The sequence below is a fragment of the Vibrio sp. La 4.2.2 genome (assembly GCF_027586995.1).
Lineage (GTDB): Bacteria > Pseudomonadota > Gammaproteobacteria > Enterobacterales > Vibrionaceae > Vibrio > Vibrio mediterranei.
In genome coordinates, this window is the sequence record NZ_JAPPTJ010000004.1 from 444,468 (window position 1) to 460,360 (window position 15,893).

Annotated in this window: 14 protein-coding genes; 8 read left to right on the forward strand and 6 right to left on the reverse strand. The window is 44.7% G+C overall.

The genetic code is table 11. The features are described from left to right. Nucleotides 1–26: 26 nt before the first annotated feature. The 6 genes from OH456_RS11325 to xsc all read right to left on the reverse strand — a co-directional run bounded on the left by OH456_RS11325 (nucleotide 27) and on the right by xsc (nucleotide 7,089). Complete coding sequence (locus OH456_RS11325; RefSeq protein WP_006069826.1) at nucleotides 27–1,028, reverse strand: TRAP transporter substrate-binding protein; 1,002 nt, start codon at nucleotides 1,026–1,028, stop codon at nucleotides 27–29. Nucleotides 1,029–1,142: 114 nt separating this feature from the next. Further along, the gene (locus tag OH456_RS11330; RefSeq protein WP_006069825.1) at nucleotides 1,143–2,594 is read right to left on the reverse strand and encodes an NAD(P)/FAD-dependent oxidoreductase; all 1,452 of its coding nucleotides are present in this window, start codon (nucleotides 2,592–2,594) and stop codon (nucleotides 1,143–1,145) included. Nucleotides 2,595–2,643: 49 nt separating this feature from the next. After that, complete coding sequence (locus OH456_RS11335) at nucleotides 2,644–3,069, reverse strand: nuclear transport factor 2 family protein (protein WP_006069824.1); 426 nt, start codon at nucleotides 3,067–3,069, stop codon at nucleotides 2,644–2,646. 267 nt (nucleotides 3,070–3,336) lie between these two features. Continuing rightward, nucleotides 3,337–4,149, reverse strand: a complete 813-nt coding sequence (locus OH456_RS11340; RefSeq protein WP_270033479.1) for an FRG domain-containing protein — start codon at nucleotides 4,147–4,149, stop codon at nucleotides 3,337–3,339. 28 nt (nucleotides 4,150–4,177) lie between these two features. Then, the gene (locus OH456_RS11345; protein WP_270033480.1) at nucleotides 4,178–5,212 is read right to left on the reverse strand and encodes a YeiH family protein; all 1,035 of its coding nucleotides are present in this window, start codon (nucleotides 5,210–5,212) and stop codon (nucleotides 4,178–4,180) included. A 65-nt stretch (nucleotides 5,213–5,277) separates the two neighbouring features. After that, complete coding sequence (gene xsc, locus OH456_RS11350; RefSeq protein ID WP_006069821.1) at nucleotides 5,278–7,089, reverse strand: sulfoacetaldehyde acetyltransferase; 1,812 nt, start codon at nucleotides 7,087–7,089, stop codon at nucleotides 5,278–5,280. Nucleotides 7,090–7,357: 268 nt separating this feature from the next. Between xsc and OH456_RS11355 the strand changes: the two genes are divergently transcribed. The 8 genes from OH456_RS11355 to OH456_RS11390 all read left to right on the forward strand — a co-directional run bounded on the left by OH456_RS11355 (nucleotide 7,358) and on the right by OH456_RS11390 (nucleotide 15,877). Continuing rightward, nucleotides 7,358–8,350: an AAA family ATPase gene (locus OH456_RS11355; RefSeq protein WP_270033481.1), complete on the forward strand. Its 993-nt coding sequence runs from the start codon at nucleotides 7,358–7,360 to the stop codon at nucleotides 8,348–8,350. Then, entirely contained in the window at nucleotides 8,343–10,061 is a 1,719-nt protein-coding gene (locus tag OH456_RS11360; RefSeq protein WP_270033482.1) for a cobaltochelatase CobT-related protein, read from the forward strand. Before OH456_RS11355 ends, OH456_RS11360 begins: the two co-directional genes overlap by 8 nt. A gap of 418 nt (nucleotides 10,062–10,479) precedes the next feature. Next, nucleotides 10,480–11,481 (forward strand): 3-dehydro-L-gulonate 2-dehydrogenase, encoded by a 1,002-nt coding sequence (gene yiaK, locus OH456_RS11365; protein WP_088877880.1) that lies wholly within the window; start codon nucleotides 10,480–10,482, stop codon nucleotides 11,479–11,481. 24 nt (nucleotides 11,482–11,505) lie between these two features. Further along, complete coding sequence (locus OH456_RS11370) at nucleotides 11,506–11,994, forward strand: TRAP transporter small permease (protein ID WP_063602943.1); 489 nt, start codon at nucleotides 11,506–11,508, stop codon at nucleotides 11,992–11,994. Beyond that, a complete protein-coding gene (locus OH456_RS11375; RefSeq protein WP_088877879.1) occupies nucleotides 11,994–13,274 on the forward strand; it encodes a TRAP transporter large permease subunit in 1,281 nt (426 codons plus the stop codon). Before OH456_RS11370 ends, OH456_RS11375 begins: the two co-directional genes overlap by 1 nt. 21 nt (nucleotides 13,275–13,295) lie before the next feature. Further along, on the forward strand, nucleotides 13,296–14,270 hold the full coding sequence (locus OH456_RS11380) for a TRAP transporter substrate-binding protein (protein WP_088877878.1): 975 nt from the start codon (nucleotides 13,296–13,298) through the stop codon (nucleotides 14,268–14,270). Between the two features lie 82 nt (nucleotides 14,271–14,352). After that, nucleotides 14,353–15,045: an L-ribulose-5-phosphate 4-epimerase gene (locus OH456_RS11385; protein ID WP_088877877.1), complete on the forward strand. Its 693-nt coding sequence runs from the start codon at nucleotides 14,353–14,355 to the stop codon at nucleotides 15,043–15,045. Between the two features lie 10 nt (nucleotides 15,046–15,055). Continuing rightward, nucleotides 15,056–15,877 (forward strand): Cof-type HAD-IIB family hydrolase, encoded by an 822-nt coding sequence (locus OH456_RS11390; protein ID WP_252039293.1) that lies wholly within the window; start codon nucleotides 15,056–15,058, stop codon nucleotides 15,875–15,877. Nucleotides 15,878–15,893 lie beyond the last annotated feature (16 nt).

A 15,893-nucleotide genomic window follows, 5' to 3' on the forward strand; every position in this document is an offset into this window, starting at 1 on the left:
ACCAATAGATAGGGCGTAACTAATCGTTATTGTCTACCCAGTAGCTCAAGAACGTTGTCTAGCTTCTCTTTACCTCCGATGCTTGAGTAGAATTTTGGCCAAACAGACGTTGTGACTTTCTCGATCCACTCTTTTTCGCCGTTCGCTGGATCGGTAAACACCATGCCTTTGTCTTCAAGGTCTTTACGGATCTTGCTTTCAGTTTGCTCTAGGTAAGCAAAGCTGTGCTCTGTCGCCTCTTGGCCTGCTTCCAGAATGGTTTTTTGCATCTCTGGAGTCTGTTGCTGGAATACAGTTTCACTGACAATCAACGGCTCAAGAGAGAAGATGTAGCGAATATTAGTGACATACTTTTGTACCTCATTAAATTTCATCGCATACACTGTGATGTATGGGTTATCTTGACCATCTACCACGCCCTGTTGCAGACCTGTAAAGGTCTCAGACCACGCCATTGGTGTTGGGTTTACGCCCCATGCTTGATAAGACGCGATCATGATTTCGTTACGAGGAACACGAATAACCAACCCTTTTAAATCTTCCGGTGAAGCCACTGGTTTCTTCGAGTTGGTCAAGACTCTAAAGCCTGAGTACGCCCAACCTACAATGCGAACGCCTGCATCACGAATGGTGTTTTCAACCAGTTCCTGACCAACCTGACCTTGTGTCAATAGCACAGCTTCTTCAGGACTTTGAATTACATATGGCATGGTTAGTAGGCCAACCGTTGGTGAGAAGGGCGTTACGTTGTTTATAGCTAGAACAGAGAAGTCTAATAGACCGATAGCCGCATCATTGACGGTGTCTTGTTCATTACCCAATTGTCCATTTGGAAATAGGTCAATCTTTACTTTGCCATCCGTCTTTTTCTCCATTAGCTCGGAGAACGTCGTGGCTAGCTCCCATTGCGTTCCGCCAGCGGCATCGCCAATAGCCATTTTGAAATTTGCTGCCGCAGCCGTATATGAGAACACTGCCGTCGCCGCAATTGTCATACCCGCAATGATTTTGTTCTTAATAAGTTTCATAGTCTTAACCTTTAATATCGTACAGACATCCGCTCTGTACTTTGCTCACAAGGTGACCTGGTACAACTTTCCTGGTCGTCATTATTTCCCTATTTTGGAAACATATTTTGAGTGTCACAGCACCTCATCCTTTAGCGAATACCACTGATAAAGGAATCGCTGTCCTACTCGTCGAAATGGTGCAAACATCTCTGATTCCACCACTTCCCTCACGTTTGGAAACGGAAGTTTTGATTCGAATATGGGTAGATCCAGTTTGTGTCCTTCTCCGCCAATCCATTGAGCCAGACGTTTGCCGGCTTGTGCGGAATACATCACACCATTACCGCCGTAACCTAAGGCGTAGAATATGGATTGCGATGGATTGGGCTGATAGATCCTTGGCATCATATCGTGGCTTACATCCACCCATCCCCACCATGAGTAATCGATTTTGATCTGATCTAGGGCTGGGAATTTACGCGTGAGATCGGCGCGCAACATATCTTCATATTTCTTCTCTGGCGCATTTTTACCTGTAATGGCACTGCGAGTTCCTATCTGAACTCGATTGTCTGGTAGCAAGCGATAGTAATGACGAAGAACACGCGTATCTGTAATCACCTGATTGGTTTTGAAATTACACGCGGCAATCTCCTGTTGCGTCAAAGGGCGTGTAACCATTGAATTGGACAGCACTGGCAACAAACGGTTTTTTAGCTCAGAGTGCAGACCTTGACTAGTGTAGCCACCAGTGCAAACCCCCACTGAACGAGCCTTTACCACACCACCTGGTGTTTTGAGGTAGTGCACGCCTCCGCGAGTTTCCCATCCCATAACAGGGCTTGACGGATGAACTTTCACACCCAATGCTCGTGCTTTTCTCAAGTAGCCAAACGCTAGTTTACCTGCGTGAATGCCGATGCCTTCTGGCTCGTGCATTGCACCTGCGGCTTCTTGATCGCCGACGTAATCGCGTTTTACTGTCTCAGCGTCCAAAATTTGCGCATCGTAATTGAAGGTGTCACGCAGCAGTTTTGCTTCTTTCTCTAAACCAGGCATCATTTTGGGTCGGTGCGCCACATAGAGGTGACCACCAGGCTGTGGGTCGCAGTCGATATCTTTGATTAACTCTTTGAATGTGTTCATACCATCAACGCATTCGCGGTGCATTTTCAAAGCCGTTTCTAGACCCCAGCGTTCAATCCACTGAGAGCGCTTTAGCCTCCCTGAAGCACATTGAGCCTGACCACCATTTCGAGTACTGCAGCCCCAACTTAAGCGATTCGCCTCAATAACGGTTGCTTTAATACCGTACATTTCGGCAAGGTGTATAGCCGTACTCAGCCCAGTAAATCCAGAACCAATAATGGCAACATCAACGTCCATATCGGACATTATTGGCCCATCATCTTCTGGTGGTGCACCTGCCGTATCAACCCAGTATGTTGGCGCATACTCTTTACCGTGACCTGGCGTTTTGTCTTTTAGAGGATCATATTTCGGGTCGTATTTATCTTTGGCTTGGGTACTTTTCGCTTTAGCTTCTACAGCATCTACTGCTGGTTGTTCCATTACTAAACTCATAATTCGACTCTCCTAGTCATAACACGTGAACGAACAATGGTTGCCGCGTTTACTTATTGGGAGTGATTACTGGTCGAGTTTTTCTAAAGGCGTTCTTAACACTGATCTTCCCTTCACGTAGCGTGAAAACGTCCACCATACGAGCTTCGATAACAGTGCCATCTGGGTTAGTTGCGGAGAATGTAGATTCTGTTACTGCTCTATCGCCGCAAACAAAGTGCACAGGGTCGCTCCAAGCTGCATCTGGAAAGTTTTGCCATACCAACTCAAAACTATTGCGAACCGCTTCGTACCCTTCAATGGTGTTTCCTAGCAAGCCATCACCTGCAACAGTGTGGAACACACAATCATCGGTCATAAATGACATTAAGGCTTCGATATCGTGGTTATTCCACGCATCACTAAAGGACTGTAAAAATGTCGTATCGACTTGGTTTTCCTGCACTAATGTCGCGGCATTGGTTTGCATATTCATATTCCAGGGTCCTTTTATGTTTTCGTTATTGATTTAATATAAAGCAGTTTTAGACTGCCGTTTTATTAGAGTATTTAAACTAGAATTACAGCAACTTAACAAGTTTGTAACATCACTCCAACTCTAACTTTGAGTTATGGTATGTACAAACTTTAAGCTCACAGATTTAGTTTTTTTTATAATTTAATTATTGATCTCGTTAGATTTAAAAGCATTTATCACTCACTGATAATTCAAACGCTCGTTTGCTTTCTCTGCTAATTTTTTCTAGTCGAAATCAAAATCTTGATGATACTTACGTCCATATTGTTCCAGTTTTCTATCATGAACAATTACTTCAAGGTCGTTATTTATTTCACCCTTATTAGTCTTACCGTTATTATCTAAATTATGTTTGGAATCTATATTCGCCATTTTTTCTTCAACTGTTATTGAAGTTTTGTTTAATGCACTCATAGATATTAGCTCCTTTAATAAGTTATTTTTTACCGATGGCGATATGTAAATAGATATCAAATCCGTTACATATCGCTGATCATCATAAAGAGAAAGAAGGCTGCTATTTCTTTCCTTTTCAAATGGATGAATTGAGTACCATTCATCGTTTTTCGTCGTTCTAAAATCGCAGTCGGTCGCTTTAAATATTTTCGTATTTTCAATGTCATGGGGAGATTTTACAAAATTCACCTTATGACAGTCCCGGACCTTAAGAATATTTACACAGTCCTCTGTTGAGCTATTACAAACCGACCACATTACGTTAAACAGACTGTCAGTCCATTCAAGTAAACGCGTTGGAAACCCTTGCTGATTGGATAAACACATTAATAGCCATTCATTGATGTCACGAGAGTCCAACATCGGCACACCGTAAACTTTCATAGTTGAAAGAAGCTCTTGTTCTACTCGCCTTAGATTATTACTATTTACTTTACCCAAGCTTGGAATTAGTCCGCCTTTTGAACATTCTTCCGCTCGATATATCAAAGGGTCATTATTATTGCATTCAGAAAATAAATTCACTATTTCATATAGTTCGTCTATTGTATTTATATAATGCTTATCATTCATAATGAACACTCTTGCTACCGAAATATGAATTAGCTAATTAAATCATTCTCTGGGTGTAAATTACCGCCAACATATACCCGGCAATGAACATTGCATTTAGTAAAAGCAATATGATTGGTTTCCACCCTAATGAGAAAAGCTTCTCAAATGATGTCTTTACGCCTAAGGCTGCAATTGAAATAACCAAGCACCACTTAGATATTTCTGACATACCTTCCGAGACAGAATCAGGGACAAGATTAAAGCTATTGACAACAATCAGAGCAATAAACACCAATAGGAAAAAAGGGATTATTGGCGCATTAATATGGTTTTCCTTTCCGTCACTTTGTTTTTGCGCTCGAAATGACAATGCGATTAGCAGTATCACTGGCATTAGCATGGCTACTCGGAACATTTTCGCCAACGTTGATGCATCACCGATCTCTGTCGACAACATAAAACCTGCCCCAACAACCTGAGCGACATCATGAATTGAACCACCTAAGAACATGCCTGCTTCACTGGATGACAACTGCAATGAGGTCACCACTAATGGGTAAAGCACCATAGCAATCGTTGAAAACGAGGCCACACCAATTGCAGTCATTAACGTGTACTGCTCATTCTCTTTGTTTTGCGGTATCGTAGATGAAATGGCCATCGCCGCAGAAATACCACAGATTCCCGTTGCGCCACCTGCAAGTAATCCAAATGTGCCAGAAACATTCAATAGCTTGGCAAAAAGTAGGCTGAACATGATGGTCAACACCACCGCACCAGCAAGAATACCAACGCCATCTAATCCGATAGTGCTGACATCGCTGTATGCAATGCGTACCCCTAATAAAGCAACACCTATGCGCACCAATTTTTTAGCTGCAAACTCGATACCTGCACCACATTTTTCATGGTCAGAAAGAAAATGCAGAGAAATACCAAGCAACAATGCATAAAGAAATTTGGGACCACCATAATGGTCGGAGACGAACGTCGCGGCCGCAGCTATTACTATGCTGAGTAATAAGCCAGGTGCGATACCCGTCGCTTCTCCATACAGCGTTCTCGGCATTTTCATGGTTTTCGAAATCATCGCGCTCACCTTTCCGTGTGTTCGTATTGTCCGGCCAAACATTGGCCGGACAGTCTTCCCGTGACCTATACGTAGTCTTTGTATTTATCTAGGAAGCGAACCGGTTTTGATAGCGCATCACGACGGAACGGGTCGCCCAGTTCTTGTGTACACATGATTTCAATAACCGTCGTTTTGCCTTCGTTCATCTGCATGTCGATGGCTTTTTGAAGAGTAGGGCCGACATCTTCTAGTTTATCAACCGTGATCCCTTCAGCGCCCATCGCACGTGCAATTTCCGCGAAACTTTGGTTATCTAACTCGCCTGCAACGAATCGGCGGTTGTAGAAATCCACTTGGTTTTTCTTCTCTGCGCCCCACTGACGGTTGTGGAATACTACTGCAGTCACAGGAATGTTATGACGAACACATGTCATGGTTTCCATCAGGCTCATTCCCCACGCACCGTCACCGGCATAAGAAATAGCTGGACGATGTGGTGCAGCAGCCTTCGCACCAATAATGGTTGGGAATGCGTAACCACAGTTACCAAAACTCATTGCTGCAAAGAAGCTACGTGGCTTTTCAAAACGCAGATAGCTGTTAGCAACCGAGTTGATGTTACCAATGTCGGTAGAGACCATGACATCTTCTGGCATCGCCTTTTCCAACTCACGAAGCACTTGGCGAGGGTGGAGATACTCACCACCGGAGAACGGCGTTTCTTGCGCGTTTTCTTCAATCATATCTAGGCTGAATGGGTCACGTTCGTGCGTCCACTCATCCAGTTCCTTCTCCCAGAGTGCTTTTTCTGTTGCGACTGTGTCTTGGCGAGACGCTTTATTTTCGTCACATAGCAGTTCGCGACCTTCCAGACGCTCTGTTAGTGCAACTGCTGCCGCTTTAGCATCGCCACAGATGCCCACGGAGATTTTCTTAACCAAGCCAAGCATCTTGTTGTCTGCATCGATTTGGATGATCTTCGCGTTTTTCGGCCAGTAATCCATACCATGCTGAGGTAAAGTACCAAATGGACCGAGACGAGTACCAAGAGCAATAACAACGTCTGCTTGCGCCATCAACTTCATTGCTGCTTTTGAACCTTGATATCCAAGAGGACCACACCATAATGGGTGGCTTGCTGGGAAGGAATCGTTGTGCAGGTAGCTGTTTACAACTGGTGCACCAAGTCTTTCTGCTAATGCAGCACATTCTTCGACAGCATCTGCCATCACCACACCACCACCAGAAATTATGACTGGGAACTTCGCTTCAGCAATAAGGTCTGCGGCTTCATTCAGAGATTTTTCGCCACCTGGCCCTCTATCTAAACGTGCAGGTTTTGGAATTTCCGTTTGAATCTCACCATAAAAGTAGTCACGCGGAATGTTCAATTGCGTTGGACCCATCTCACTCATCGCGCGGTCAAAACAACGACCCGTGTATTCCGCCATACGGTCTGGGTGCGTCACATGACCTTGATATTTAGTGAACTCTTGGAACATAGGAAGCTGGTTACACTCTTGGAAACCACCTAATCCCATTGTTTTAGTTCCGGTTTCTGGCGTGACGATAACCACGGGGCTATGTGCCCAATAAGCTGCTGCAATCGCAGTAACACAGTTACTGATACCCGGACCGTTTTGTCCGATAACCACGCCATGACGACCAGATACTCGTGAGTAACCATCCGCCATATGAGCAGCGCCCTGCTCGTGAACCACTGGAATTAATCGAATGCCAGCAGGAGCAAAGATGTCCATTGCGTCCATAAATGCTGACCCCATGATGCCGAACATGTCAGTAACATCATTGGCGACCATAGTTTCAACAAACGCTTCTGATGGTGTCATCGTTGTATTGCCGGAAACAACCGTGCGTTTTTCTTGCTCGCTCATCCTTCCCTTCTCCTTGAGTTGAACTAAAATTTCATTTTTCGGAATGAATTGTCTCTTTTTTAAATTCACATTCACCTTAGTAGTAGAATTTTTGCGCGTCAATTTTTTATCTTAAATTGGAATAATTCATTCCAATTAATAAAACTAGATCACATTATTGATAGTTTTTTGTACAAAAAGTATCGTTAACTCAAGCTACGCTGTTCATAATCGATGAACATTACCAACCGTTACCGGAAATTTGCACGCTATATAGAGGGAATGAGCAATGAAAGAAAAGGAATGGGTACCGACTAAACAGGTTAGCGTTAGAGAGTACTTCGGTATTGATAGTGACTTAACAGTGTGGGCGTTTGAGGAAGCTGGAGAATACGTTCCACAAATCGACCCCAACTATTGTTTTGATCCCGAAGTAACGTTGGCCATCTTAGCTGGCTTCTCATCTAATCGCCGAACTTTGATTCAAGGTACGCACGGTACCGGTAAGTCTTCGCATATAGAACAAGTTGCAGCCCGACTCAATTGGCCTTGTTTGAGGATCAACCTTGACGGTCATCTAAGTCGATTAGATTTCATCGGCAAAGACAGCATAGTTATAAAAGATGGAATGCAAGTGACCGAATTTAAAGAAGGGATTCTGCCACAAAGTATCCAACAACCTATCGCTTTGGTATTGGACGAATACGATGCAGGGCGACCAGACGTGATGTTTGTGATTCAGCAATTACTAGAGCAAGATGGCAAATACACGTCTCTGGAGCAAAACCGTGTCATCACTCCGCATCCTTATTTCCGGTTGTTCGCTACCTGTAACACCCTAGGTCTTGGCAACTTCTCTGGTTTGTATTCCGGTACTCAAGTACTCAATCATAGCCAACTAGATCGATGGAATATCATTGCGACTCTGAACTATCTCGACCCTAAACACGAAGCTAATATCGTGTTATCCAAGAATCCGGAACTTAATAATGAGCTTGGCTTAGCACTCATCGAGCAAATGATTGCGACAGCAGGAATGACGCGCAATGGATTTATGGCAGGCGATCTTTCTACCGTTATGTCCCCCAGGACCGTGCTGACTTGGGCAGAGAACATTCGAATCTTTAATGATGTCGCAACAGCGTTCCGGCTGTCCTTCCTAAATCGATGTGAAGAAGAAGAAAAGCAACTTGTTAGCGAGTACTACTTCCGATGCTTCGGCGTACCTTTGATTGCGAGCACTTCCTCCTCCTCTACTATGGAGCAGACAAACCATGGCTAATGTGTCGTCTCGACAGAAGAATATTCTTGACCTAAGCGTTTCTGTTGCCCGCGCGATCAGCGGTGATGCAACGCTAAACTACCGTGGTGAGCGATTGTATAAAGGCGACCAACCTTGCTACTTTCTCTCAGCACATACTAACGATCTCACGTTTGTTTCTCGACATGAGTTAACAAAAAGTAAAATGGCGATGCAGGGAAAGATAGACTCTTCAGCATTCCGACTATTGATTTCTGACGCAAAATTGCATTACTCACTGCGCCCAAGTCATGAAGTAGAACGGCTCCTATTCGACTTTTGCGAACAAGTGCGTATCGAGTCGCAAATCCCGCTTTACTTAGCTGGTATTCAGACCAGCACTCGATTTAATTTCAGTTATTGGAGTGAGCAGTATCATCAAAACGGCTTTACCGAGTCTCGTCTCGGGATGCTTCTTTTCACTCTTATGCAAATCATTTACACACGTATGATTGGCGTGCCGGTTTCAGAGCCTATCGCCGAAGCGATAGAATCTACTCGCGCAGGGATCGTGCCGATAATCGGCACCTGTTTAGTTCAGCTTAAAAAACACCGTTGCGATCAACAACTATATGCTGCTTACGCTAAGGAGCTTGCCGCGCTAGCCAGTGAACTCATAAAACAAGAGCAGGAACAATCCAACAACCAGCCCACACCAACAGTAGAGGAAGACATTAAAATCCTCGCGCAACTTGCCTTGATTGTAGACGGCGATATTGAAGATCATGACGTCGAAGCAGACATCACTGGCAACAGTAAAGCTTTTCAATTGGCTGGATCAAATTACCAAGTGTTTAGTCGGGAGTTTGACAGAGAGGTTAGAGCCGACACTTTGGTTAGACGAGCATTACTACTGGATCTGCGGCAAAAACTCACAGATGACATGATGGCTAGGCAAGTGAACACTCGCCGGTTGGCCGCTATCTTGTCTAGTATTGTACAAATTCCTCAGCACAATAAGCGCCAAGACCATCTCGAAGAGGGGGTAGTCAACGCCGACACTCTCACGAAGCTGGTTACGTCACCTCTTGAACGCAGCATCTTTTCACAGCCAGAATTAGGCACCTCCCACCAATGTGCAATTACCTTTCTAATGGACTGCTCTGGTTCTATGCAAAAGCACAGTCACAAAATGAGCTTGTTGATGGATACTTTGCTTAAATCGGTAGGGTTAGCCGATATCCCTTTCGAAATCCTTGGTTTTACGACCGGTAACTGGAATGGTGGAAAAGTATATCGACAATGGCTTCAGCAAGGCCAGCCAAAACACCCTGGCCGTCTGAACGAGCTTAAACATATCGTATTCAAAGACTTTGAGACACATTGGCGACGCGCTCGACTCGGCATCGCCAGCTTGCGAAAGGCTGATATTTTTAAAGAGGGCATCGATGGAGAAGCCGTCCAGTTCGCCGCCCAACGTTTAACATCACAAGGGGCACAACGAAAAATCCTCATCATCTTCTCAGATGGTTGCCCTATGGACACTGCCACCAGCACCGCCAATGATCAGTTTTATCTAGACAACCACCTAAAGCAAACCATAGAGCGAGAATCCCACCGTAATAACATCGAGATCTACGGCGTCGGCATGGGCGTCGACCTGAGCCCCTACTATCGCAACAACATCACCCTAGATGTGCAAGAAAGTTGTTTGTTTAGTTTATGCCGAGAGCTGTTTGGGATGTTGAGATAATAGCTACTAAAAAACCGTTCACTCTATATCCCATAAAACTCTCACCCAAAGAATTACCTATTGGGGTAGCTAAGATCTGACTTTGTCGCTGCTCCAACACGACTTTCAATTCAACCAACCCACTTCAATTTTATAACGTGCCGTAAAACTACGGTTTAAACGTCCCACCTCTTCTGCCAAAGTTCTCCCCGAAATCCTTATTTTCATCAAAATAAACTGCATAACGTCGATCTAGAACACATTAATTGTTTCGCATTACGGAATTTCAGAATCTTTTTATTCCTTTTTTTAACCAGTTAACAGTTATTGGCAAAAGACTTAATAGCAGAAATTTTCTCAACTTGGCTCACAGTTTTATTTTGGAATCTTTCGCATAATTAATTCCGTATTATGGAATCTAACTTAGCGGAGAGCTCAAATGCCATTGGTATCCACAGAAAAACTACAACAAGAATATGAACGAATTCTTTTAGCTCGCGACATGAAACCGGAGATGGCAACTAAGCTAGCGGCAGGTTTTGTAGAGATGGCAAATGAAGGGACGTATTCACACGGTATTAACCGGTTCCCAGTGTTCATTGACCAAGTAGACAAAGGGCAAATCAAGCTTAATGCCGAGCCAGAGTGTGTGAATAGTATGGGAGCGTTAGAGCAGTGGGACTGTAACTTTGGACCAGGTGTACTCAACGGATTAATTTGCGCGGAGCGCGCAATGGAACTAGCCCGTGACTATGGAATCGGCATGGTCGGTATGCGTAACTCCAACCACTGGATGCGTGGTGGTGCTTATGTACTAAAAATGGCGCGCGAAGGCTTCGCAGGTATCGCATCAACTAACTCTATTGCTGTTATGCCAGCTTGGGGCGGTAAAGATCACCGTGTCGGTTCTAACCCATTGATAATGGCCATTGCAGGTGATCCACCAGTAGTTGTTGATTGCTCAATGACCCAATTCTCCTACGGACAACTACAGAATTTCGTTCTGGCAGATAAAGAACTGCCTGTAGTTGGCGGATTTGATGACAACGGTGAACTAACCAAAGACCCACATGTTCTTTGGGAAAACAAACGTCTTCTACCAATGGGGTTCTGGAAAGGCTCTTCAATGGCCATTGTTCTAGACATGATGTTAACGGCAATCACAGGTGGTCACTCTGTTCCAGCTTTAACTGAAGATATGGGCGGCGAATTTGGTGTTTCTCAGTTCCTGATCGCTATCGATCTCAGTAAAACCATGGACGAGGGCCGTTATGGTGAAGAGATGAAGCGAATTCGCGACTATGTCCTTGCGTCTGAGCCAGCAGAGACCGGCTCTGTAATGATCGCGGGTTCTGAAATCCAGAACTTTATCAACAAACACGAAGCAGCCGGTGGCATCGAAATCAACGATGGCATATGGGATCAAATTACTTCTCTGTAATTCGCCTAAGGTAGGGAAAGCTTTATGCAAAGTGTATTTAAGAGTATTTGGAAAAGCATCGACGTCATCATGGCAGTCATACTGACTTGCATGATTGTTCTCGTATTTACCAACGTTGTATTACGTTACGGCTTTTCATCTGGTCTTCGTCCCTCTGTAGAACTATCTCGCCTTGGTCTTGTATGGGTAGTTATGCTCGGCGCCGCGGTTGTGCTGCGCCGAGGTGAGCACCTAGCTGTCTCGGAGTTTTCAGAACGACTATTTCCAAAAGCAGTACCCGTATTAAGACGACTTTGTTGGGTAGTAGTACTCGTATCGGTAGGCATGCTCTACATCGGTTCTTACCGTCAGATGATGTCTAACTGGTCAGATATTTCTCAATTAACGGGGCTTCCTTCAGCGTTATTTTACTTGGCTGGCGTGGTGTCGGGTGTGCTTATGGGGGTGATCGCGTTTGTGCGAATCTTCAAGCCAGACTGGCAACTAGATAGCTTAGAAGAGGAGAAAGAATAATGACGCTAGCCATTTTCTTATCGGTATTGATTGTCTCAATCTTATTGGGTCTTCCAGTGGCGTTTGCTTTGCTGTTGTCATCAATAGCACTGATGCTTCACATGGACTTCTTTAGTGCAGACATTCTTGCGCAGTCTTTAATTAATGGTGTAGACAGCTTTACACTGCTCGCGATTCCATTCTTCCTCATTGCAGGTGAAGTTATGGCGTCTGGTGGTTTGTCACAACGCATAGTTCGTTTAGCCACCACTTACGTTGGTCATCGTCAAGGCGGTTTAGGTTACGTCGCCATCATGACTTCGGTTCTACTGGCAGGCCTATCAGGCTCCGCTGTAGCGGATGCGGCAGCGTTAGTGAGTATCCTTTATCCAATGATGAAAGCGGCGAAATATCCAGAAGCTCCATCAATGGGTTTGCTTGCATCAGGCGGCATCATCGCCCCCGTTATTCCACCTTCAATTCCGCTTATTTTAGTGGGTGTTGCCGGCGGCATCTCTATCAAAAACCTGTTCCTTGGCGGTATTGTTCCAGGGCTATTAATGGGTCTGACATTGATGTTCGTTTGGCGTATGACAGTTCGGAAAGAGAACTTAGAAACATCTGAGAAAGCAACCAAAGCAGAGAAACGAGCTGCGCTTAAAGATGGTGTATGGGCATTGTTGCTACCAGTGATCATCATTGTTGGCATTCGCTTCGGTATCTTTACTCCAACGGAAGCAGCGGTTGTTGCGGCAGCGTACGCGATTTTCATCTCAACCTTTGTGTACAAAGAGCTGACGCTTAAAAAGTTCTACGACATCGTCATCAACGCAGGTCGGTCAACGGCAATGGTCATGTTCTTGGTCGGTTGTGCCATGGTAGCAGCGTGGCTGATTACGGTTGCTCAACTCCCTCAGCAATTGGCAGAACTGTTAGGCCCACTTGTGGATAGTCCTCGTCTACTAATGGCGGTCATTATGCTACTCGTACTTTGTGTAGGCATGGTGATGGACTTAAGCCCAACTATTCTAATTCTCGTTCCACTATTAATGCCTGTAATAAAAATGGCTGGCATTGACCCAACTTATTTCGGCCTACTGTTCGTTATTAACTGTTCGATAGGTTTGATTACGCCTCCTGTAGGCACCGTATTAAACGTAGTTTGTGGTGTAGCTAGAGTGCCAATGTCTACTGCTGTGAAAGGTGTATTGCCCTTCATTGGCGCTTACATGGCCCTACTCGCATTGTTTGTCATATTCCCAAGCATTATCACTGTGCCAATGTCATTTGTCATTGGTTAACCCTCGACGGAGAAAATCATAATGAAAACCCTACTAAAACTCACGTTACTTGCTTCAACTATCGCAATGAGCTCTAACGTACTTGCTGCAACAACACTGAAATTGGCACATGCAGCACCTGAATCTGATTTACAACAAGATTTGTCGTTGTTCTTCAAAAAAGAAGTAGAAGCACGTTCTAACGGCGACATTAAAGTCAACATCTATCCACAAGGTCAGCTAGGCAGTGATAAGCAAATGATCGACGGTTCTCGCGCAGGGATAGTGGATTTGGCTATGGTTGGCCTAAACAACTACAACGGTTTAATGCCTGAATCGGCAGCATTTACCCTACCGTTCATGTTCCCAAATCGCGAGACTGCGTATAAGGTTCTTGATGGCGAACCAGGCAAAGAAGTTCTAGCGAAGTTTGAGAAATTTGGCCTGAAAGGTCTAGGGTTCCCTGAAAACGGTTATCGCAACATGACCAATAATGAGAAGCCTATTCGCACCCCAGCCGACGTAAAAGGCCTTCAAATGCGAGTCAACGGCTCTAAAGCACTGAATGATATGTTCAACGAGCTTGGCGCTAACCCACAACAACTTCCAGTATCTGAGCTTTATACTGCACTTGAAACAGGCGTTGTCGACTCTCAAGACCACCCAATTTCTGTAACGCTTTCGTTCAAGTTCAATGAAGTACAAAAATACTTAAGCCTCACTCAGCATGCTTATTCTCCCTTGGTTCTAACTATGAACCTACGTAAGTTCAACGGCCTAAGCCCAGAAGAGCAAAAGATCATCGAAGAGGTTTCAGCAGAAGCGGTAGCGATGCAACGCAAGCTCAGCATTGAGAAAGAAGACGAGATGATTGCAGAGCTTGAAGCACAGGGTATGCAAGTAAACCGTGATGTTGACGGCGCTGCATTCCAACAAGCTATCCAACCAGTTTGGAGTGCATATATCGAGAAAAATGGCGACACCATGATCAACAAGATCAAGGTAGCGGCTAAGTAACCATTGTCAGGGTTGCTTAGAGCTTATCTGAGTAACCCTTCTTTTAACCTCTTCCTAAAACACGAACAACGGCAGTTTACTTATGTACCAAGAATTAAAGCAACGCGTACTCGCTGCAAATTTACAACTACCTAAATATGGTCTTGTAACCTTCACCTGGGGCAATGTATCAGAAATTGATCGCGAACTTGGCGTGATTGCAATCAAACCATCAGGTGTGGAATATGACGTTATGACAGTCGACGATATTGTCGTTATCGATCTTGAAGGCAATCGTCTCGAAGGCAGTCTGAATCCTTCAAGCGATACTGCAACACACATTGAGCTTTACAAAGCCTTCCCAACCATCGGCGGAATTGTTCATACCCATTCACGCAATGCGACGATTTGGGCACAAGCAGGTCGAGATATCCCAGCACTCGGCACTACTCATGCTGACTACTTTTATGGCGATGTCCCTTGCACACGTTTACTTAGTAAGGAAGAGATCGAGACTGATTACGAAAAAAACACTGGACTCGTCATCATTGAAGAGTTCAACCAAAGAGATATAGACCCTCAAGCAATGCCTGGCGCCATCATAGCTGGTCACGCTCCATTTACGTGGGGTAAAGATGGTTCTGACGCTGTACACAATGCCGTCGTCATGGAGGAAATTGCAGCGATGGCAACTGCAACTCGTGCTATCAGCCCAGAGGTTGCCATTCAACCCGAATTGCTCGACAAACACTACAACCGTAAGCACGGTAAAAATTCATACTACGGGCAGAAGTAAGGGTAATCCTATGTACAGATTATTGGCGTTAGACCTCGATGGGACAGTACTTAACTCAGAGCATACTATCAGCGAAGAGTTGATCGAAATCATACAACAAATCGCGGTGAACACACATGTGGTGATAGTGACAGGTCGCCACCATGTCGCCGCGAAGCCATACTACGACCAACTCGGTCTATCGACGCCAATCATTTGTTGCAACGGTACCTATATCTTTGACTACCAAAACAACTCCGTGATTCAAGAAAATGCCATCGACAAAAACACAGCTTATCAGTTCATCACGCTATCACACGCACATGATCTAAAAATGGTGATGTATGTTCGTAATGCCATGCTCTATTCACGAACACGTCCTATTGACTATATGGAGGCTTTGCTTACCTGGTCACAAACATTCCCAGAAAACGAGCGCCCGAACATTCGAAAGGTAGATGATTTTCAACTTGAAGCAGAACGCTCAGACTACGTGTGGAAGTTTGTCGTCGAGGGTGAAGTAGATAGCTTTGCAAAACTGCCTTTCATAAAAAACCATTTTAATGGTGAACGTTCTTGGATTGACAGAGTCGATTTTGCCGCAACAGGCAATAGCAAAGGTAATGCGTTGTGTCAGTATATTTTGCCCTTAGGCATCGAACTTGATGAGTGTGTGGCCGTTGGTGACAACCACAACGATATCTCGATGTTGAAAACCGTGGGGATGGGTATCGCCATGCAAAACGCTGACGACACCGTGAAAAGCACCGCCGACCTTATCACCGAAAAAACCAATGACGATAAGCAGGGTTTGGCACAGCTATTAGGGCAACTTTTTCTCAATACTCATTAATAGAAATCGAGAACTT